This is a genomic window from Flavobacterium helocola, assembly GCF_038289885.1.
Lineage (GTDB): Bacteria > Bacteroidota > Bacteroidia > Flavobacteriales > Flavobacteriaceae > Flavobacterium > Flavobacterium cheniae.
In genome coordinates, this window is record NZ_JBBYHT010000001.1 from 885,394 (window position 1) to 904,702 (window position 19,309).

Genomic DNA, 19,309 nt, shown 5'->3' on the forward strand with positions numbered 1-19,309 from the left:
GAGATTAGAGAGTTAGTTTGTTTTTGTTCTCAATTTAGCAACAACAAAAACCGTGCAAATTCTTACGTAAAGATAAAAAAATTTTTAAATAAAATACTTACAAAAATTTATCTCTTATTTTTAAAAAAAGCCTTCATCAAATCACCACATTCTTTTTCTAAAACACCAGAAATTACTTGGGTTTTCGGGTGTAGTTGAGTTCCCATTTTTTGAAATCCACGATTTTCATCGGAAGCACCAAAAACAATTTTAGAAATTTGGGACCAATACAAAGCACCCGCACACATTTGGCAAGGTTCTAACGTTACGTACAAAGTACAATCTTTTAAATATTTTCCGCCTATGAAATTCGCAGCACTGGTTATGGCTTGCATTTCGGCATGAGCGGTTACATCATGAAGCAATTCGGTCAAGTTATGCGTGCGAGCAATTACTTTATTATCGATAACAATAACAGCTCCTACAGGAATTTCGCCTTTTTCAAAAGCAAATTCCGCTTCCTGTAAGGCTTTCTTCATAAAAAAGGCGTCGGTAAAAATATTCTCCATAAGTACAAAAATACGATAACCAATTCTTACTTTTGTGCTGTGATGGAAAATTTGCTTTCAAAAATTAACAATCCTACCGATTTAAGGAAACTTCCTGAAAATCAACTACCTCAATTAGCCAAAGAATTGAGAGACTTTATCATTGATATTGTTTCGAAGAAAGAAGGGCATTTGGGAGCTAGTTTGGGTGTTGTAGAATTAACGATTGCACTTCATTATGTTTTCAATACACCTGAGGATTTGTTGGTTTGGGATGTGGGTCATCAAGCTTACGGACATAAAATCCTAACTGAAAGACGCGATATTTTTCATACAAACAGAGAATTGAACGGAATTTCAGGTTTTCCAAAGCGAAGTGAAAGTATTTATGATACGTTTGGTGTTGGACATTCCTCGACTTCGATTTCTGCAGCTTTAGGAATGGCATTGGCTTCGCAATTAAAAGGAGAAGTTGATAAACAACACATTGCAGTTATTGGTGATGCTTCAATTGCAAGCGGAATGGCTTTTGAAGGTTTGAATCATGCTGGAGTTACTGATGCGAATTTATTAGTAATATTAAACGATAACGCTATTGGAATTGACCCGAGTATTGGTGCGTTGAAAAATTATTTGACGGCAGTTAAAGAAGGCAAAAATCCGAAACAAAATAACATCATCAAATCCTTGAATTTTGATTATTCGGGACCAATAGATGGGCATGATTTACCAAAATTGATTTCGGAATTAGAACGATTAAAATCAGTTAAAGGTCCGAAATTCTTGCATGTTATAACTACCAAAGGCAAAGGATTACAATTAGCCGAAGAAGACCAAGTAAAATATCACGCTCCGGGAAAATTCGATGCCGAAACAGGCAAAATCCATCCAAAAGACGAATCGCATTTACCGCCCAAATTTCAAGATGTTTTTGGACACACATTAGTGGAATTAGCTAATCAAAACGGGAAAATCATTGGAATAACGCCGGCAATGCCTACAGGAAGTTCAATGACTTACATGATGGAAGCTTTTCCAAAACGAGCTTTTGACGTTGGAATTGCAGAACAACACGCCGTTACTTTAGCTGCAGGAATGGCTACGCAAGGAATGGTTGTTTTTTGTAATATTTATTCAACTTTTTTACAACGTGCTTATGATCAAGTAATTCATGATGTTGCTTTACAAAATTTACCTGTTATTTTTTGTTTGGACAGAGCAGGATTGGTTGGTGAAGATGGTGCAACTCACCACGGTGTTTTTGATATTGCTTATTTGAATTGTATTCCGAACTTAATCATCGCATCTCCAAAAGACGAAATGGAGTTACGAAATATAATGTTTACCGCTTCAGAAGGATTGAATCATCCCATTGCCATTCGTTATCCGAGAGGAAGAGGTGAAAATCTGAATTGGGAACAACCTTTTGAGAAAATGAAAATCGGAAAGATAAGAGAACTTCAAAAAGGAAATAAAGTTGCTGTTTTATCCACTGGAACCATTGGAGATAATGTAACGAAAGTTTTGACCGAAGTAGAAAATTCAGCATTATTTTCACATTATCATTTTCCTTTTATAAAACCATTAGATGTAGATGCTGTAAAATCTATTATTAATTCTCACGACCACATTATTACTATTGAAGACGGAGTGATTACTGGTGGTTTTGGAGAACAAATCAGTGCAATTATTGCGACAAATAATTTAAATAAATCAATAATCAATCTTGGAATTCCTGATTCATTCATAGAGCATGGAACAGTTTTTGAATTACAACAACTTTGCAAAATCGACGTTAATCATTTAAAACAATTATTTAATACTTATTCAGATGTTTAAAAAAGCCTACCTTTTTGGACTATTTTTTATTTGCTTACAATCTTCAGCACAAATTATTAGAACACAATTACTAGACTCAACATCAAATTGGTCAAAAGAAAATATTGTCGGATTAGATATTTCGCAAATAACTTTTGTGAATTGGAATGCTGGAGGGAATAATTCTGTTTCAGGTTTATTAAAAGGGCAATTTATTAGAACATACACAAATAAAAATTTAGTTTGGAAAAACGAATTGATTGCTCGATACGGAATTAACAAGCAAGAAAAACAAGATGTTAGGAAAACTGACGATCAATTCCAATTAAACTCAACATTTGGTTTTAGAACAGATACAATTTCTAACTGGTATTACGCTGGAAAATTTAATTTTAATACACAGTTTGCTAATGGTTACGCCTATCCAAATACTGATTTAGCAATTTCGAAACCATTTGCACCCGCTTATGCATTTTTAGGTATTGGAGCCGAATATTCGAGAAAAGATTTGAATCTGAACTTGTATCTTTCTCCTTTAACGCAAAAGACAACTATGGTTTTTGATCAAAGATTGGCCAATCAAGGTGCTTTTGGGGTTGAAAAAGCAATTTATGATGAATTCGGAAATTTAGTAAGAGAAGGTAAAAATGTTAGAAATGAAACGGGTATCTTGGTTACCAATCAGTGGAAAAAAGAAGTGTTTAAAAACATCAATTTTGAGCACAGAATTGCTTTGTATACAGATTATATAAATAATTTTGGAAATATAGATGTAGATTGGCAATTGCAATTGGATATGACAGTAAATCAGTATGTTAAAGCTAATATTGGAACACATATTGTTTATGATGATGATATTAAATCGAAAGAAGAAGAAAGTGGTGTTCAAGTTATTAAAGGACCTAAGGTTCAGTTAAAACAATTACTTGGAGTAGGAGTGGTTTATCAGTTTTAATGAAATTATTTTCTTTTTTGTTTGATTTATATATACGAATATCTATATTTGCACTCCAATTGTCGCGGGTATGGTGAAATTGGTAGACACGCCAGACTTAGGATCTGGTGCCGCAAGGTGTGAAGGTTCGAGTCCTTTTACCCGCACAAAAAGCTCTAACGAAAGTTGGAGCTTTTTTATTTTAAAATAACTACTTTTATTTAAAATTAAAACAAATCATTTGAACTCAAAATACGATATCATTATTATTGGCGGTGGCGCTGCCGGATTTTTCACTGCAATCAACATTGTAGAGAAAAGCCCAAACTTAAAAGTGGCTATTCTTGAAAGAGGAAAAAGTGTTTTAGAAAAAGTACGCATTTCTGGTGGTGGAAGATGTAATGTTACACACGCGTGTTTTGTGCCAAATGATTTAGTGAAATTTTATCCTCGCGGTGAACGCGAATTAAAAGGACCATTTAACCAGTTTTGTTCAGGTGATACGATTGAATGGTTCGAAAAACATGGAGTAGAACTTAAAATTGAAGATGATGGAAGAATGTTCCCCGTTTCCAATTCTTCTCAAACGATAATCGATTGTTTTCAGGAAGCAGTTAAAAAGCTAAAAATTGATGTTCTAACTAATCACAGTGTTCAAGAATTGTACAAAACCGAAACCCATTGGAAAGTAACTACAACGCAAGAAGTTTTTACTTGTGAGAAAATCGTAATGGCTTCCGGAAGTAATCCTAAAATTTGGGAATTGTTGCAAAATTTGGGTCATTCAATTATAGAACCCGTTCCGTCTTTGTTTACGTTTAACATCAAAGATCCTCGAATCAAAGATTTAATGGGGCTTTCTGCGATTGCTTCTGTAAAGGTTAAGAAATCCAAATTAGAAGCGTCTGGACCTTTGTTGATTACGCATTGGGGAATGAGCGGTCCAGGAATTTTGAGACTTTCGGCTTGGGGAGCAAGAGAATTAGCTGAGAAAAAATATCAGTTTGCTATTCAAGTCAATTGGTTAAACGAAACTACTTTTGAAGAAACGCTTGATTTGTTGAAAGACATCAAAGATGAAAATGCTAAAAAATTAGTTTCAAAATACGCACATTTCGAATTACCAAAACGCCTTTGGGAAAACCTCGTAAAAGCAGCAGGAATTTCAGAGGAAACCAAATGGGCAGATATAAATAAAAAACAATTGAATTCGTTAATTGAACAACTTACGAATGGCGAATTTCACGTTAACGGAAAAAGTACTTTTAAAGAAGAATTCGTTACTGCTGGCGGAATCGATTTAAAAGAAGTTAATTTCAAAACCATGGAAAGCAAAATTTTACCAAACGTTTATTTTGCAGGCGAAATTTTAAATATCGATGCTATTACAGGTGGATTCAACTTCCAAAATGCTTGGACAGGCGGATTTATTGTAGCTGAAAATATCGTTAAATAATATTTTAATTAACGATTCAGCCAAAAAATGCTACCTGTTAAAATCGTTGCAAAACCAACCCAAGCTAAATACGGAATCAATAAATAAGAAGCTCTTTTGTCTATTTGTTTGAAAATAAGATAGGTTTCATAAATGATTAACCAAAGCAAAATAATTTCGATTAAAGCCAATAAAATATTGTTCAAACCAAAGAATAAATACGACCACAAAGCGTTCAAAAGTAGCTGAACAGTAAAAAACAATAATCCTTTTTTCACCAATTCTTTGTTCGATTCTAATTTATTCCAAACCATTCCTGCAGCAATTCCCATCATAATGAAAAGCATTGTCCAAACCGGTGCAAAAACCCAATTTGGCGGATTAAAACTAGGCTTTTTGATTTCTGGATACCAAGTAGTGATGCTTGATTGCGTAACGTTGCTCGACAAGTAACCAACAGCTAAACAGATGGCAACGCAGTATATAATTTTAAGATATTTGTTCATGTTTTCAATTTTATAGGCAAATTAACGAAATATCAAGGGAACAAATCAATCAAAATCGGTATTTTTGTCAAAATTTTAAGCTATGCTTACCGAAAAAGATTTTATCGCAACCTCATATAATTCTATTGAATCCGCTAGTTTCGAATGGAGCGCGCCTAGTAATATAGCCTTGGTAAAATATTGGGGCAAGAAAGAAAATCAAATTCCAGCGAATCCTTCAATAAGTTTTACGTTAAACAATTGTAAAACGATTACGAAATTAGAAGTAGTTAAAAAATCGGAAAACAATAGTTTTTCATTCGATTTGCTTTTTGAAGGAAAACCGAAAGAAGATTTCAAGCCAAAAATTCAAAAATTTTTCGAAAGAATAGAGCAGTATTGTCCGTTTTTAAAGGAATATCATTTCAAAATTGACACTCAAAACACTTTTCCTCATAGTTCGGGAATTGCTTCTTCGGCATCTGGAATGGCAGCTTTAGCAATGAACATCATGAGTTTGGAAAAAGCTGTTAATCCAACTATTTCTGATGACTATTTTTATTCAAAAGCTTCATTTTTGGCAAGATTAGGAAGTGGAAGCGCGTGCAGAAGTATCAAAGGTGAAGTCGTATTTTGGGGAAATCATACAGAGATTAACGGAAGTTCTGATTTGTTTGGAGTGGAATTTTCAGAAATTCATTCTAACTTTAAAAACTATCAAGACACAATTTTATTGGTGGATAAAGGCGAAAAACAAGTTTCGAGTACGGTTGGGCACGATTTAATGCACAATCATCCTTATGCAGAAAGACGTTTTGCTCAAGCACATGAAAATTTATCCAAAATTAAAGCCATTTTATCATCAGGAAATGTAGCAGAATTCATCAAAATTGTAGAAAGTGAAGCCTTGACTCTACACGCTATGATGATGACTTCAATGCCTTATTTTATCTTGATGAAACCCAATACATTGGAAATCATTAATAAAATTTGGAAATTCAGAAAGGAAACCCAAATTCCAGTTTGTTTTACGTTAGATGCAGGTGCAAATGTGCACGTTTTGTATCCCGAAAATGTAAAAGCAAATGTATTGCAATTTATTCAAGATGAATTAGTTGGCTATTGTCAAAATGGTCAGTATATTTGCGATCAAATTGGGAATGGCGCTAAGTCAAATTAATTTTGTACATTTACTCATTGTTTACTGAAAAAGAAAACTGAAATTTATGAAAGGACCACTTTTTTACTCAAAAATATTACTTTTCGGAGAATATGGAATTATCCAAGACTCGAAAGGACTTTCAATTCCTTATAATTTCTATAATGGTGCTTTGAAGAAAGATGAAAATCCTTCAGAAAGTGCAATTAAATCAAACGAAAGTTTAAAAAGATTTGTTGTTTATTTAGAGCAATTGCAAACAGAACAACCTGAATTAGTAACTTTTAATTTAGAAGTTTTAAAGCAAGATGTAAACAGCGGAATGTATTTTGATTCAAGTATTCCTCAAGGATATGGTGTAGGAAGTAGTGGTGCTTTGGTTGCTGCTATTTATGATAAATATGCTAATGATAAAATCACGGTGTTAGAAAATTTAACGCGTGAAAAATTATTGCAATTAAAGACGATTTTCTCTCAAATGGAATCGTTTTTTCATGGAAAAAGTTCAGGTTTAGATCCGTTGAATAGTTATTTGAGTATTCCAATTTTAATCAACTCGAAAGATAATATCGAAGCAACTGGAATTCCAACACAAAGTACACAAGGAAAAGGTGCGGTTTTCTTAATTGATTCAGGAATAGTGGGCGAAACTGCTCCAATGGTTTCTATTTTTATGGAAAACTTAAAAGATAACGGTTTCCGTACGATGTTAAAATCACAATTCATAAAATATACCGATGCTTGTGTGGAAAATTTCTTGCACGGCGATGTGAAATCGTTGTTGGAAAACACCAAACAATTATCAAAAGTAGTGTTGAACAACTTCAAACCTATGATTCCAGAACAATTCCACCAAGTGTGGCAAAAAGGAATCGACACGAACGACTACTATTTGAAATTATGTGGTTCTGGCGGTGGCGGTTATATTTTAGGATTTACCCAAGATTTAGACAAAGCAAAAGAATCGTTGAAAGATTATAAATTAGAAGTGGTTTATAATTTTTAATGTTTTTAGTTTGAAGGTAACTTCAAACTTTAAACTTTGAACAAAAACTCATGCTCACCCGTAAAACCAAATTAGTCCTTACTAAAATATTCAGTTTTTTCTCTGTAATTAGAGGATACAATATTTGGGTGGTTGCATTGGCGCAATATCTTTCTGCTATATTTATTTTAGCTCCCGAAAAACGTGCTTTAGATATTGTTCTTGATTGGCGTTTGTTTTTAATTGTTTTAGCTTCTACTTTAACGATTGCTTCGGGTTATATCATCAATAATTTTTACGATGCGAAAAAGGATTTAATTAATCGTCCAAAAAAAGCCATGATTGACCGTTTGGTAAGTCAGGAAACGAAGTTGAAAGTCTATTTTGGAATTAATTTCATCGTCGCTTTTTTGATGTTTTTTATTTCATGGCGAGCGATGTTGTTTTTTTCGGCTTATATTTTCTTGATTTGGTTTTATTCGCACAAGTTGAAAAAAATGTTCTTAATTGGAAACGTTACGGCTGCAGTTTTAGCGGTTTTGCCTTTCTTCGGGATTTTGATGTATTATAAAAACTTTTACGAAGTCATTTTTGCACATGCTTCGTTTTTGTTTTTATTGATTTTAATTCGAGAATTAATTAAAGATTTAGAAAACATCGAAGGCGATCTAATTTCGGATTATAAGACTATTCCTGTTGTTTTTGGTGAAAAAAGAGCAAAAAGTATCATTTCAATATTAACCATTTCGACCATTGTTCCCATATATTTCTTAATCGAAATTTACAATGTGGGTTACATGGATATTTACTTTTATTTGAGCTTAATTGCTTTGTTGTTTTTTTGCATGATGTTATGGAAAGCTACCACAAAAACAGAATATTTGAAACTTCATTTCTTGTTGAAGTTCATTATTGTTTCGGGTGTTTTTTGCATTGTTTTAATAGAACCTTCTGTTTTATTTCATGGAAAAAAACTAATTTTAACTCATTCTATATCTATTTATTAGATGTTTCAACTAACATTTTAGGATTTAAAAAACTAAAGTGTGTGTTTCAACATATTAGTTATATCTTTGCAGAAATTTGTTTATAATATGTCACGTCATCAAGATAATGATAAAAGTCGCCCAGGTTCTGGAAGACAAGGAGGTTACAAGAAAGATAGTAATTCAAGAGGAAATGCGCCAATACGTAAAGCGCCTTCAAAGTTTGCAACGAAGCCAGATGCTGCAAAATCGGATGCTCCAAAAGCTCCTAAATCACCAAAAAGACCATCTAATCCAGACGAAATCCGTCTAAATCGTTATATTTCTAATTCAGGAATGTGTAGCCGTAGAGATGCGGATATTTACATTCAAAGTGGTAATGTAAAAGTAAATGGTGTTGTTGTCACCGAAATGGGTCACCGTGTTAAGTTAACCGATGTGGTTCAGTTTGACGGAGTAAATATTACGCCAGAGAAGAAAGAATATGTATTGTTGAACAAGCCTAAAAACTTTTCAACGGCTGGTGATGATTCTCCAGGTTCTGCAAATGTATTGGACTTAGTTCGTGGTGCTTCAAAATCGAATTTATTACCTGTTGGAAGAATGGATAAAACCACAACCGGTTTGTTGTTGTTTACTAATGATACTGAAATGGTTCAGAAATTCACGGTTCCTAACCAACGTTCTTCTAAAGTATACCAAGTTTCGTTAGATAAAAATTTGAAATTTGAAGATTTAGAAAAAATCCAAAAAGGATTAATGATTGATGACCACAAAGTATTTGTGGAAGAAATCACCTATATTGAAGATCAACCGAAAAGTGAAATCGGTATCAAAATGAAAACATCTAACGTAAAAGTGGTTCGTAAAATTTTCGAACACTTAAAATACGATGTTTTAAAAGTAGACCGTGTAACTTTTGCAGGTTTAACTAAGAAAAATTTACCAAGAGGTGATTGGAGATTCTTAACCGAACAAGAAATCATCAACTTAAAAAATGCCTAAACGCTTTTTTTGAAACACATAGGCACATAGGATTTTATTCTTTGTGCCTTTTTTTATGAATTTTTCACTACGCTATGTTTTCTATGCAAAGTGAAACGACTTTTTAACAACTATGAAACCTATATGTCTATCTGTTTCAAATTAAAATAAAACTTTATGCCAAATCAACTACAACAAATCGCCATTAAATGGTTTGATGCTTTCAATACGAAAAACTTAGAGAAATTATTAGAATTATACGACGACGAAGCCCAACATTTCAGTCCGAAATTAAAAATTCGTCAACCTGAAACTAATGGTTTAATCATTGGAAAAGAAGCGATGCGTGTTTGGTGGCAAGATGCTTTTGATAGATTACCAACATTACACTACAAAGTAACTTCGTTAACCGCTAATACGGACAGAGTTTTCATGGAATACACCCGTCAAGTAGCTGGCGAACCCGATATGTTAGTTGCGGAAGTTTTAGAAATTAAAGACGGGAAAATTGTATTTTCTAGAGTGTATCATGGGTAGATTATTTATCGATTTTTGAAATCAATAATGTATCTAAAATCCACTTTTTTTCATGATTTTCTTTGATAAATGCGATAACGTAAGCTTCTCCTTTTGATCCAATCACGTTAGTTTCGATTTGAGCTGAATTTAAACCATTTTTCCATTGAATTCCTCCTTTCGGAAACGAGCCAAAATCTTTAATTTCACCAATTTTAGATTTTAGATTTGAATCTTCTTTGATGAATTTTTTTGCAATTACATATTCTGTGGAATTTGATATTTTAATATAATTTCCAACGACAATTATTAGTTTTAAAGAGAAAATAATAATTATAATATAAACAATAATTTTAATTAGTTTTTTCATCTTTAGGTTTAGTTTAATTCTCCAAAAACATGATCCGCATACACCTGTTCAATTTCGGTAAATACATCCAATAATTGATTGATTCCATCTGTGGTAACCAATTTTTGTTTGTATTCTTTAAAACCGTGAATGCCTTTGAAATAATTGGTATAATGACGACGCATTTCGTTAATACCTAAACGTTCGCCTTTCCATTCGATACTCCAAATTAAGTGATTTCTTGCGGCTTCAATTCGGTCGTTCATGCTTGGTGGTGCTAGTTTTTCTCCTGTGGCGAAATAATGTTTAATTTCATTAAAAATCCAAGGATAACCAATCGCGGCGCGACCAATCATCATTCCGTCAAGACCGTATTTGTTTTTGTATTCCAATGCTTTTTCAGGAGAATCGATATCGCCATTTCCAAAAATTGGCATTGTAATTCTTGGATTATTTTTCACACGTTCAATATGACTCCAATCTGAATGTCCTTTGTACATTTGAGCACGTGTTCTGGCATGAACCGTTAAGGCTTGCACGCCAATATCTTGCAAACGTTCGGCAACTTCATCAATATTTATGGAACTTTCATCCCAGCCGAGACGTGTTTTAACTGTAACAGGAAGATTGGTTCCTTTGATTACTGCTTTGGTTAAACGTACCATCAAATCTACATCCTTCAAAACGCCAGCACCAGCGCCTTTACAAACTACTTTTTTTACAGGACAACCAAAATTGATGTCTACTAAATCAGGTTGAACGGCATCCACAATTCGCGACGACAATTCCATTGCTTCTTCATCACCACCAAAAATCTGAATTCCCACAGGGCGTTCATAATCAAAAATATCTAACTTTTGCTTACTTTTTACCGCATCACGAATCAATCCTTCCGAAGAAATAAATTCAGAGTACATTAAATCAGCTCCATGTAATTTACATAAACGACGAAATGGTGGGTCGCTCACGTCTTCCATTGGGGCTAATAATAAAGGAAAATCGGGTAGTATGATGTTACCAATTTTAGGCATTGTGCTTCAATTTTTTGCAAAGATAAGAATTTTTTAAATCGAATAGGTTTCCAAAGATTCTCAGGTATAAAATCCAAAACTTTAGCTTATATTTGCAGATTAAACGAACAAGAGTTTGGAAGATGAAAATGCCTCTTGTATATGAACTTTACATTGAAAGATGAAAAACATTAGAAATTTCTGCATTATTGCACACATTGACCACGGAAAAAGTACGTTGGCAGACCGTTTATTAGGTGCTACACAAACGGTTACAGCTCGTGAAGAAAAGGCTCAGTTACTAGATAACATGGACTTAGAACGCGAACGTGGTATTACTATAAAAAGTCACGCTATTCAAATGGAATATACCTACAAAGGGGAACAATATATTCTGAATTTGATTGATACTCCAGGTCACGTGGATTTCTCGTATGAGGTTTCTCGTTCTATTGCTGCTTGTGAAGGTGCTTTGTTGATTGTAGATGCAGCGCAAAGTATTCAGGCACAAACGATTTCGAATTTATATTTGGCTTTAGAAAATGACTTGGAAATTATCCCAGTTTTAAATAAAGTAGATTTACCAAGTGCTAATCCTGAAGAAGTTAGTGATGATATTATTGATTTATTAGGATGTAAATTAGAAGATATTATTCATGCTTCTGGTAAAACCGGTTTTGGTGTTGAAAATATTTTGGCAGCCATTATTGATAAAATTCCGGCTCCAAAAGGAGATCCAGAAGAGCCATTACAAGCCTTGATTTTCGATTCGCACTATAATCCTTTTAGAGGAATTGAAGTAATTTTCCGTGTTATTAATGGAGAAATAAAAAAAGGGCAGAAGATTAAATTCATGGCAACGGGTAATGAATATTTTGCCGATGAAGTTGGGACATTAAAATTAAATCAAGTACCCAAAAGTGTTATTTCAACAGGTGATGTAGGTTATTTAGTTTCTGGAATTAAAGAGGCTAAAGAGGTAAAAGTAGGAGATACTATTACCGATGCAAAAACGCCTACAACAAATATGATTAAAGGTTTTGAAGATGTAAAACCAATGGTTTTCGCTGGAATTTATCCTGTAGACACAGAAGATTATGAAGATTTACGTGCTTCGATGGAGAAACTTCAGTTAAACGATGCTTCTTTAGTATTTGCTGCGGAAAGTTCAGCTGCATTAGGATTTGGTTTCCGATGTGGATTCTTAGGTATGCTACACATGGAAATTATCCAAGAGCGTTTAGAACGTGAGTTTGATATGACGGTAATTACTACTGTTCCTAACGTTTCGTATCATGCGTACACTAAAAAAGAACCTGATACTATCTTAATTGTAAATAATCCATCTGATTTACCAGAACCATCTAAATTAGATAGAGTAGAAGAACCATATATCAAAGCAACCATCATCACAAAATCGGATTTTGTTGGAAACGTTATGAGTTTGTGTATTGAAAAACGTGGTGTAATTACCAATCAAACGTATTTAACTACCGAACGTGTAGAATTGAATTTCGATATGCCGTTAGCGGAAATCGTATTCGATTTTTACGATAGATTAAAAACAGTTTCTAAAGGATATGCGTCTTTTGATTATCATCCAATTGGAATGCGTGAATCAAAATTAGTTCGTTTAGATGTCTTGTTAAATGCACAGCCAGTTGATGCACTTTCGGCCTTAATTCACGAAAGTAATGCGTATCACATTGGTAAAAAAATGTGTGAAAAATTAAAAGAATTGATACCAAGACAACAATTTGATATTCCTATTCAAGCGGCAATTGGAGCTAAAGTAATTGCTCGTGAAACGATTAAAGCTTTAAGAAAAGACGTAACAGCAAAATGTTATGGTGGAGATATCTCTCGTAAACGTAAACTTTTGGAAAAACAGAAAAAAGGTAAAAAACGTATGCGTCAAGTAGGAAATGTAGAAATTCCTCAAGAAGCATTTATGGCTGTTTTGAAGCTGAACGATTAACAAAAATCTAAATAATTAACAAAAAGTTTGAATATTTATCAATGTTCAAACTTTTTTTTGATTTAAATAAACCTGTTTAGCCTTTTTTAGTTATATTTATATCAATGATTTTAATCCCCATATAAATCTTGAAAAACTTACTTTTTATATTCGCCTTTCTATATTCGAGTTGTTTGTTTTCACAAGCAATAACGGTAGATAACACTACAAATTCGCCAGCTCAGTTAGTTGATTTGTTATTAGGAAATTCATGTGTTGAAGTTTCTAATATTTCGGTTTCATCCACTCAAGCGGTTGCTTATTTTAATCAAAATGGTTCGTCTTTTCCAATTTCAGAAGGAATAATTATTAGAAATGGAGTTGCTACTTTTACGCAAGGGTCATACATGGGTGTTAATTTGAGTAGCGCGGTTAATGCACCTGGAGATGCTTTTTTACAAACATTAAGCGATGCAAATGGAGGTACAAGCCCAATAGTTAATGCAGAGTATTTAGAGTTTGATTTTATTCCGCTTTCGAATAGTTTTAGTTTTAATTTCTTGTTTGCTTCTAATGAATATGGTTTTTATCAATGTGAGTTCAGTGATGTTTTTGCTTTTGTACTAACTGATTTATCTTCCGGAGTTTCAAATAACTTAGCAGTAATTCCCGGGACAAGTACTCCGGTATCGGTAACTACAATTAGAAATAGTTTTTATAACGACCCTTCAAGTCCGAATAATAATTGCGCATCTATTAATCCTGGTTTTTTCGGAACATATAATGTTGGAAATCCAACTTCGGCATTAAATATGAGAGGACAAACTGTGGTTATGAATGCTTCCTCGGGGGTAATTCCAAATACACCTTATAGAATACGATTGGTAATTGGTGATTATGCTAATTCTGGTTTTGATTCGGCGGTTTTTATAGCTGCAGGAAGTTTTACCACTACTTTAGATTTAGGGAATGATCAAATTATTTGTACAGGTGATACGGTTCAATTGGATACGAATTTAGATAATACATTTACCTATACTTGGTACGAGAATGGTAATCCAATTCCTGGAGAAACTAATTCATCTTACATTGTTACTCATGCAGGTACTTATTCTGTTGAAGCAGTAAGAGGAACATGTACGATTACTGATACTATTGTATTTACAGATTTAGCAGTTGCAAACCCATCTGATTTATTAACTTGTAATACAGGTGCAGCTTCTTATAATTTTAATTTGACTACCAATAATGAAGTAGCTTTAGGAATTGACTCTACTATTTACGATGTTTTTTATTATGAAACGCCTGCTGATATTACAGCAAATAATCCAATTCCAAGCGGAAATTTAACTTCTTACCCAAGTACAGGTGGTCAGACAATTTATATAAAAATTTTCAACACCGTAACAGGTAATTTTTGTGATGCTGAATATACTTTCGATTTGATTGTAACGAATGCTGTTGTAGCAACACCACCTAATCCAGTTTCAGTTTGTGAAGGCCAAGGAAGCACGACTTATACTTTTACAAATGCCACAACAAACGAGGTTTTGAATGGACAATCGCCAGTTAATTATACAGTTACTTATTATAATTCGGTTGGGGATGCCACTTCAGGAACAAATCCAGTGGCTTCTGTTACAATTCCAAACGGAACAACCACAGTTACTGTTGGAATTCGAATTCAAGATAATTCAAATCCAATTTGTTTTGATGTTACTTCTCTAACGATTACGGTTAATCCGTTACCAATTGTTGATGATATTCCAGACCCAATCGAGTGTAGTCAATTTACATTGCCAGTTATTGTAAATGGAACGTATTATCTGTTGCCAGGCGGGCCAACAACACCAGGACAAGTGCAATTAAATGCAGGTGACATTTTAGTTGATGGGGGAACATATTATATTTTTGCTGGTCCGGATGTAAATGGTTGTACGAATGAATCTAGTTTTAATCTTACTTTAATTGATGAATATGTTCCGCAATTAGACCATTGTGGTAGATTTCTTGTACCAACACCACCAGCAAATATTGGAAATTTTTATACACAACCAGGAGGGCCTTCAGGTACTGGAGTTATTGTTCCAGCAGGAACCGAATATTTAAATGCAACAGCCGCAACTTTTACGGAAACTTTATATTATTATGCTGAGGTTAATAGTGTACTATGTAGAGATGAACAATTTATTTTCTTTATTCACCCATTACCATTAGCAGATGATCCTGCAGATGTTGTAAGTTGTGATAACTACACTTTGCCAGTATTAGTAAATGGAAATTATTTTTCAGGACCAAATGGCTCAGGAACTCCTTTATTTACAGGTGATGTAATAAGTGTTGCCGGGCCTAATTTTCCAGGCACGTATTACGTTTACAATCAGTTAGCGCATACAACGAGTTCAGGTGTGCCAGGAAGCTGTTCTTTAGATAATCCGTTTTTGATCGATTTGGTAGATACTTCTGTTTTTACAGCGGTTTCAGGTTGTGGTGCTTACACGTTGCCAGCAGTTCCTTTCGGGGGATACTTCACAGCTCCTAATGGTGGCGGAACTCCAATTACAGATTTGAATATTACTTCTTCACAAGTTGTATATTATTTTACAAATACAACAACGTTACCTAATTGTACTTCTAACTTGAATTACAACATCACAATTCATCCGTTACCACCTGTAGATACAATCGTAAGTGATGTTTATTGTGGTGAATTTGTTTTGCCTGTTTTAACGAATGGTACGTACTATACTTTATCAGGAGGGCCAACAGTAATTGGTCAACAACAATTAAATGCAGGTCAAATTATTGATTTGACAGGATTAAACCTAGCACCTGGAACTTATTATATTTATAACGGATTAGATGCTAATAGCTGTGAAAATGAATCGAGTTTTACGATTTCTTTGAATCCGTTTCCGCCAGCCGATGTTTACAATAGTAGAACAGAATGTTTGCCTTATTCTATACCAACACCAGTAAATGGAACAATTTATACGGCTTCAGATGGGCCTAGTGGCGGAGGAACAGTGGTTTCTTCGGTACAAGTTTTTTCAACTACAGAAACTTTTTATTTATACAATATTGATGCTTCAACAGGTTGTGAAATTAACTTGCCTTTCACCATTACTTATAACGGTATTAATTTGCCTGATTATCAAAATGTGAATGTGTGTGAATTTGAAAATTATCAATTACCAGCATTAACACATGTGGCGCCTACACCTTTTAATTATACCATTGGTTATTTTTATGATCCAAATGGAGTAAATCCTGTACCACCAGGAACCATTTTCAATACGCCAAATACAACTACAACAATTTATGTTTACGCAGTAAATGGAGACCGAATTATTTGTACGCAAGAAGATAGTTTTGATATTATAGTTTCCGAAACACCCAACTTAGCTACTTTGGGCTTGGTTTTCGATAATGAAGAATGCGGAACTTACGTGTTACCAACTTTACCAACGACAACTTATAATATTGGTTATTATTCTCAATCTGGGGGTAATGCTTCGGATTTGATTATGAACTTGAATGTTTCAACTCCAGGAACGTATACGTATTATGTGTATGCTTCGGCTATTGGGAATCCAAATTGTAATGACGAAATTTCGTTTACATTTACAGTACATCCTCTTTTAGATATAACCATTCAAGGTGGAATTATTTGTGTAGATTCTCAAACGGGTGATGTATTGAGAACATTTACTATGAATTCAGGTTTGAATCCTGCGTTTTTTACCGTGAATTGGTTTTTGAATGGAACTTTGATGGGAACGGGCCCAAGTTATACTGCTTCGCAAGCAGGTGTTTATACGGTTGAATTTATCAAACTTACACCAGATGTGGGAGCCAATTGTAACTACAACACAACTACTGTAACTATTGTACAATCGGGTCCAGCTGTTGCTGATTTTACGGTGAGTACTCCATTTGAAAACAACACGTTTATTACTATAAATTTAACAGGAGGATTTGGAGATTATCTCTATCAATTGGTTTATCCGGATGGAACTGTAACCGAATATCAATCGAGTAATGTATTTACCAATTTACCAACAGGGGAATACTACGTAAATATTTATGATATTTTAGGAGGATGTAATCCAACAATTGTAGGTCCAATTTATATCATCAATTATCCAAATTATTTCACTCCAAATGGAGATGGAGTTAACGATAATTGGAATATTTGGGATTTGAGTCATCAGCCAGATGCAGTAATTAATATTTTTGATCGTTACGGTAAATTCTTAAAACAAATGTCGCCTGCGAGTTCAGGTTGGGATGGAACTTACAATGGTGAAGCATTGCCTTCTACTGATTATTGGTTCACAGTAGAGTACTTGCCTCAGAATGGCACGACAAAACAAATTTTTAAAGCGCACTTTTCTTTGAAGCGATAATTTATTAACATTAACAATCGACTCATTTTCTTTTTGTAAAAGTTGAAGTAACTTTACATGATGTATGCTTTAGTTGATTGTAATAATTTTTACGTTTCGTGTGAACGTGTTTTTCAGCCTCAATTAAATGGCAAACCAGTCGTGGTTTTGTCTAATAATGATGGTTGTGTAATTTCGCGTAGTAATGAAGCTAAAGCACTAGGTATTCCTATGGGTGCGCCCGAATTTAAAGTTCGAGATGTAATCAAACAGCACAATATTCAAGTTTTCTCTTCTAATTATGCATTGTATGGTGATTTGAGTCATCGTGTTATGAATACGTTAGAACATTTTACTCCAAATATTGAGGTCTATAGTATAGATGAAGCTTTTTTAAACTTTTCAGGTCACGACATAGTGGATTATCATGAGTATGGTTTGCAAATTCGACTACGTATCATAAAATGGTTGAGCATTCCAACAGGGATTGGTTTTGCATCTACAAAAGCTTTGTCTAAAATTGCGAATAAAATTGCGAAGAAATTTCACGAACGAACACAAGGTGTTTATGTAATCGATACCGATGAAAAACGTATCAAAGCTTTAAAATGGACTAAAATTGAAGATGTTTGGGGAATTGGTTATCGTTTGACTAAGAAAATGCAAACGAAAGGAATTTTAACCGCCTACGACTTTACTTTGCCACACAACGAGTGGTTTATTCGAAAAGAAATGGGAGTGGTAGGAATGCGTTTAAAATACGAATTAGAAGGTAAATCTGTATTGGAGATGGAAGAACCAAAAGCTAAGAAAAATATTGCTGTGACTCGTAGTTTTGAAAAAGACATATCCGACTTCAATGAGCTTAAAGAACGTGTAGTAACTTTTGCCAGTGTTTGTTCCGAGAAGTTGCGAAAACAAAATTCATGCTGTTATGGTGTGATTTTATATTTGAGCAAAGATAGATTTCGATCAGACGGAGCAAAATATAGTTTTTATCGTTTGCAAACGTTGTCTTTTCCAAGTAATACCGCTTTTTCAATTAGTGGTTTGGCAGTGAAAATGTTGAAAGAATTATATGAAGAAGGCGCTATTTATAAAAAAGCAGGTGTAATTGTTACCGAAATTATTCCAGCCAATCAAAAACAGTTTCACTTGTTTGATGATGAAAATCCAAAGTTTCAAAAACTAATGGAAGTCATGGACGCTTATCACGAAAAAATAGGGGAGCGTAAAATTCGATTGGCGACTCAAGATTTGAAACGCACTTGGAAAATGAAACAAAATCACTTGTCGAAACGATATACTACCAATTTTAACGAATTAATAGAAGTGCAATGCAAGTAAATCCTAAAATAACATTCTTTATTCCCGATTTGGAAAACCCTATTCCAACTTCTTTTATTTCAGGTGGAATAAAAGCTGGTTTTCCATCACCTGCAGCTGATTTTGAAGAATTGAAATTGAGTTTGGATCATTTGTTAGTCAAAAATAGAGAAGCCACATTTTATGCCAAAGCCAGTGGAAATTCCATGATAGGAGCAGGAATTGATGATGGTGATATTTTAGTAATCGACAGAAGTTTAGAACCTCGAAATAATGCCATCGCAGTTTGTCTTATTGATGGCGAGTTTACGGTAAAAAGAATCAAGAAAGATAATGACGAAGTTTATTTAATGCCTGAAAATTCTCAATACCAACCCATAAAAATTGAAGAAGAAAACGAGTTGATAATTTGGGGAATTGTAACCTACGCTATCAAACAAATGAAATAAA

General features: G+C 33.9%; 16 protein-coding genes and 1 tRNA gene. 13 read left to right on the forward strand and 4 right to left on the reverse strand.

What is annotated here, in order from left to right:
* Window positions 1-107: 107 nt before the first annotated feature.
* The gene (locus AAEO58_RS04035) at window positions 108-548 is read right to left on the reverse strand and encodes a nucleoside deaminase (protein ID WP_341682109.1); all 441 of its coding nucleotides are present in this window, start codon (window positions 546-548) and stop codon (window positions 108-110) included.
* Between the two features lie 42 nt (window positions 549-590).
* Here AAEO58_RS04035 and AAEO58_RS04040 point away from each other — a divergent pair, with 42 nt between their 5' ends.
* The 4 genes from AAEO58_RS04040 (at window position 591) to AAEO58_RS04055 (ending at window position 4,735) form a co-directional block, all read left to right on the forward strand.
* Window positions 591-2,366: a 1-deoxy-D-xylulose-5-phosphate synthase gene (locus AAEO58_RS04040; protein ID WP_423972052.1), complete on the forward strand. Its 1,776-nt coding sequence runs from the start codon at window positions 591-593 to the stop codon at window positions 2,364-2,366.
* Window positions 2,359-3,300 carry a DUF3078 domain-containing protein gene (locus AAEO58_RS04045; protein WP_341682113.1) on the forward strand — a complete coding sequence of 314 codons (942 nt, stop codon included), beginning with the start codon at window positions 2,359-2,361 and terminating at the stop codon, window positions 3,298-3,300. The genes AAEO58_RS04040 and AAEO58_RS04045 overlap by 8 nt, the downstream gene beginning before the upstream one ends.
* Before the next feature lie 64 nt (window positions 3,301-3,364).
* A tRNA-Leu gene (locus AAEO58_RS04050) sits at window positions 3,365-3,446 on the forward strand.
* Window positions 3,447-3,520: 74 nt separating this feature from the next.
* Window positions 3,521-4,735: a BaiN/RdsA family NAD(P)/FAD-dependent oxidoreductase gene (locus tag AAEO58_RS04055; protein ID WP_341682115.1), complete on the forward strand. Its 1,215-nt coding sequence runs from the start codon at window positions 3,521-3,523 to the stop codon at window positions 4,733-4,735.
* An 8-nt stretch (window positions 4,736-4,743) separates the two neighbouring features.
* On the opposite strand, the gene AAEO58_RS04060 is transcribed toward AAEO58_RS04055, so the two are convergent.
* Window positions 4,744-5,220, reverse strand: coding sequence for a TspO/MBR family protein (locus tag AAEO58_RS04060; RefSeq protein WP_133610181.1), 477 nt, complete (start codon window positions 5,218-5,220; stop codon window positions 4,744-4,746).
* 82 nt (window positions 5,221-5,302) lie between these two features.
* On the opposite strand from AAEO58_RS04060, the gene AAEO58_RS04065 reads away from it, so the two are divergent.
* The 5 genes from AAEO58_RS04065 to AAEO58_RS04085 all read left to right on the forward strand — a co-directional run bounded on the left by AAEO58_RS04065 (window position 5,303) and on the right by AAEO58_RS04085 (window position 9,850).
* Window positions 5,303-6,379 (forward strand): diphosphomevalonate decarboxylase, encoded by a 1,077-nt coding sequence (locus AAEO58_RS04065; protein WP_341682117.1) that lies wholly within the window; start codon window positions 5,303-5,305, stop codon window positions 6,377-6,379.
* A 46-nt stretch (window positions 6,380-6,425) separates the two neighbouring features.
* A complete protein-coding gene (locus AAEO58_RS04070; protein ID WP_264368850.1) occupies window positions 6,426-7,364 on the forward strand; it encodes a mevalonate kinase family protein in 939 nt (312 codons plus the stop codon).
* 50 nt (window positions 7,365-7,414) lie between these two features.
* On the forward strand, window positions 7,415-8,350 hold the full coding sequence (locus tag AAEO58_RS04075; RefSeq protein ID WP_341682120.1) for a geranylgeranylglycerol-phosphate geranylgeranyltransferase: 936 nt from the start codon (window positions 7,415-7,417) through the stop codon (window positions 8,348-8,350).
* An 87-nt stretch (window positions 8,351-8,437) separates the two neighbouring features.
* Entirely contained in the window at window positions 8,438-9,334 is an 897-nt protein-coding gene (locus AAEO58_RS04080; RefSeq protein WP_341682122.1) for a pseudouridine synthase, read from the forward strand.
* Window positions 9,335-9,490: 156 nt separating this feature from the next.
* The gene (locus AAEO58_RS04085) at window positions 9,491-9,850 is read left to right on the forward strand and encodes a nuclear transport factor 2 family protein (RefSeq protein ID WP_341682124.1); all 360 of its coding nucleotides are present in this window, start codon (window positions 9,491-9,493) and stop codon (window positions 9,848-9,850) included.
* A 1-nt stretch (window position 9,851) separates the two neighbouring features.
* Here the strand turns inward: AAEO58_RS04085 and AAEO58_RS04090 are convergent, their stop codons facing one another.
* Together AAEO58_RS04090 and dusB are read right to left on the reverse strand one after the other, a co-directional pair.
* Window positions 9,852-10,199 carry a hypothetical protein gene (locus AAEO58_RS04090; protein WP_341682125.1) on the reverse strand — a complete coding sequence of 116 codons (348 nt, stop codon included), beginning with the start codon at window positions 10,197-10,199 and terminating at the stop codon, window positions 9,852-9,854.
* 8 nt (window positions 10,200-10,207) lie between these two features.
* On the reverse strand, window positions 10,208-11,209 hold the full coding sequence (dusB, locus tag AAEO58_RS04095; protein ID WP_341682126.1) for a tRNA dihydrouridine synthase DusB: 1,002 nt from the start codon (window positions 11,207-11,209) through the stop codon (window positions 10,208-10,210).
* 160 nt (window positions 11,210-11,369) lie between these two features.
* On the opposite strand from dusB, the gene lepA reads away from it, so the two are divergent.
* The 4 genes from lepA (at window position 11,370) to AAEO58_RS04115 (ending at window position 19,308) form a co-directional block, all read left to right on the forward strand.
* On the forward strand, window positions 11,370-13,166 hold the full coding sequence (lepA, locus tag AAEO58_RS04100) for a translation elongation factor 4 (RefSeq protein WP_133610194.1): 1,797 nt from the start codon (window positions 11,370-11,372) through the stop codon (window positions 13,164-13,166).
* A 128-nt stretch (window positions 13,167-13,294) separates the two neighbouring features.
* Window positions 13,295-17,554 carry a T9SS type B sorting domain-containing protein gene (locus AAEO58_RS04105; protein WP_341682127.1) on the forward strand — a complete coding sequence of 1,420 codons (4,260 nt, stop codon included), beginning with the start codon at window positions 13,295-13,297 and terminating at the stop codon, window positions 17,552-17,554.
* A gap of 60 nt (window positions 17,555-17,614) precedes the next feature.
* Complete coding sequence (locus tag AAEO58_RS04110; RefSeq protein WP_341682365.1) at window positions 17,615-18,880, forward strand: Y-family DNA polymerase; 1,266 nt, start codon at window positions 17,615-17,617, stop codon at window positions 18,878-18,880.
* Window positions 18,871-19,308 (forward strand): LexA family protein, encoded by a 438-nt coding sequence (locus AAEO58_RS04115; protein ID WP_341682128.1) that lies wholly within the window; start codon window positions 18,871-18,873, stop codon window positions 19,306-19,308. The genes AAEO58_RS04110 and AAEO58_RS04115 overlap by 10 nt, the downstream gene beginning before the upstream one ends.
* Window position 19,309 lies beyond the last annotated feature (1 nt).

Excerpts from the sequence above, each read along its gene's own strand:
- AAEO58_RS04035 (WP_341682109.1), bottom strand. The coding sequence starts at position 548 with ATGGAGAATATTTTTACCGACGCCTTTTTTATGAAGAAAGCCTTACAG.
- AAEO58_RS04040 (WP_423972052.1), top strand. The coding sequence starts at position 591 with ATGGAAAATTTGCTTTCAAAAATTAACAATCCTACCGATTTAAGGAAA.
- AAEO58_RS04045 (WP_341682113.1), top strand. The coding sequence starts at position 2,359 with ATGTTTAAAAAAGCCTACCTTTTTGGACTATTTTTTATTTGCTTACAA.
- AAEO58_RS04060 (WP_133610181.1), bottom strand. The coding sequence starts at position 5,220 with ATGAACAAATATCTTAAAATTATATACTGCGTTGCCATCTGTTTAGCT.
- AAEO58_RS04065 (WP_341682117.1), top strand. The coding sequence starts at position 5,303 with ATGCTTACCGAAAAAGATTTTATCGCAACCTCATATAATTCTATTGAA.
- AAEO58_RS04070 (WP_264368850.1), top strand. The coding sequence starts at position 6,426 with ATGAAAGGACCACTTTTTTACTCAAAAATATTACTTTTCGGAGAATAT.
- AAEO58_RS04075 (WP_341682120.1), top strand. The coding sequence starts at position 7,415 with ATGCTCACCCGTAAAACCAAATTAGTCCTTACTAAAATATTCAGTTTT.
- AAEO58_RS04080 (WP_341682122.1), top strand. The coding sequence starts at position 8,438 with ATGTCACGTCATCAAGATAATGATAAAAGTCGCCCAGGTTCTGGAAGA.
- AAEO58_RS04085 (WP_341682124.1), top strand. The coding sequence starts at position 9,491 with ATGCCAAATCAACTACAACAAATCGCCATTAAATGGTTTGATGCTTTC.
- AAEO58_RS04090 (WP_341682125.1), bottom strand. The coding sequence starts at position 10,199 with ATGAAAAAACTAATTAAAATTATTGTTTATATTATAATTATTATTTTC.
- dusB (WP_341682126.1), bottom strand. The coding sequence starts at position 11,209 with ATGCCTAAAATTGGTAACATCATACTACCCGATTTTCCTTTATTATTA.
- lepA (WP_133610194.1), top strand. The coding sequence starts at position 11,370 with ATGAAAAACATTAGAAATTTCTGCATTATTGCACACATTGACCACGGA.
- AAEO58_RS04110 (WP_341682365.1), top strand. The coding sequence starts at position 17,615 with ATGTATGCTTTAGTTGATTGTAATAATTTTTACGTTTCGTGTGAACGT.
- AAEO58_RS04115 (WP_341682128.1), top strand. The coding sequence starts at position 18,871 with ATGCAAGTAAATCCTAAAATAACATTCTTTATTCCCGATTTGGAAAAC.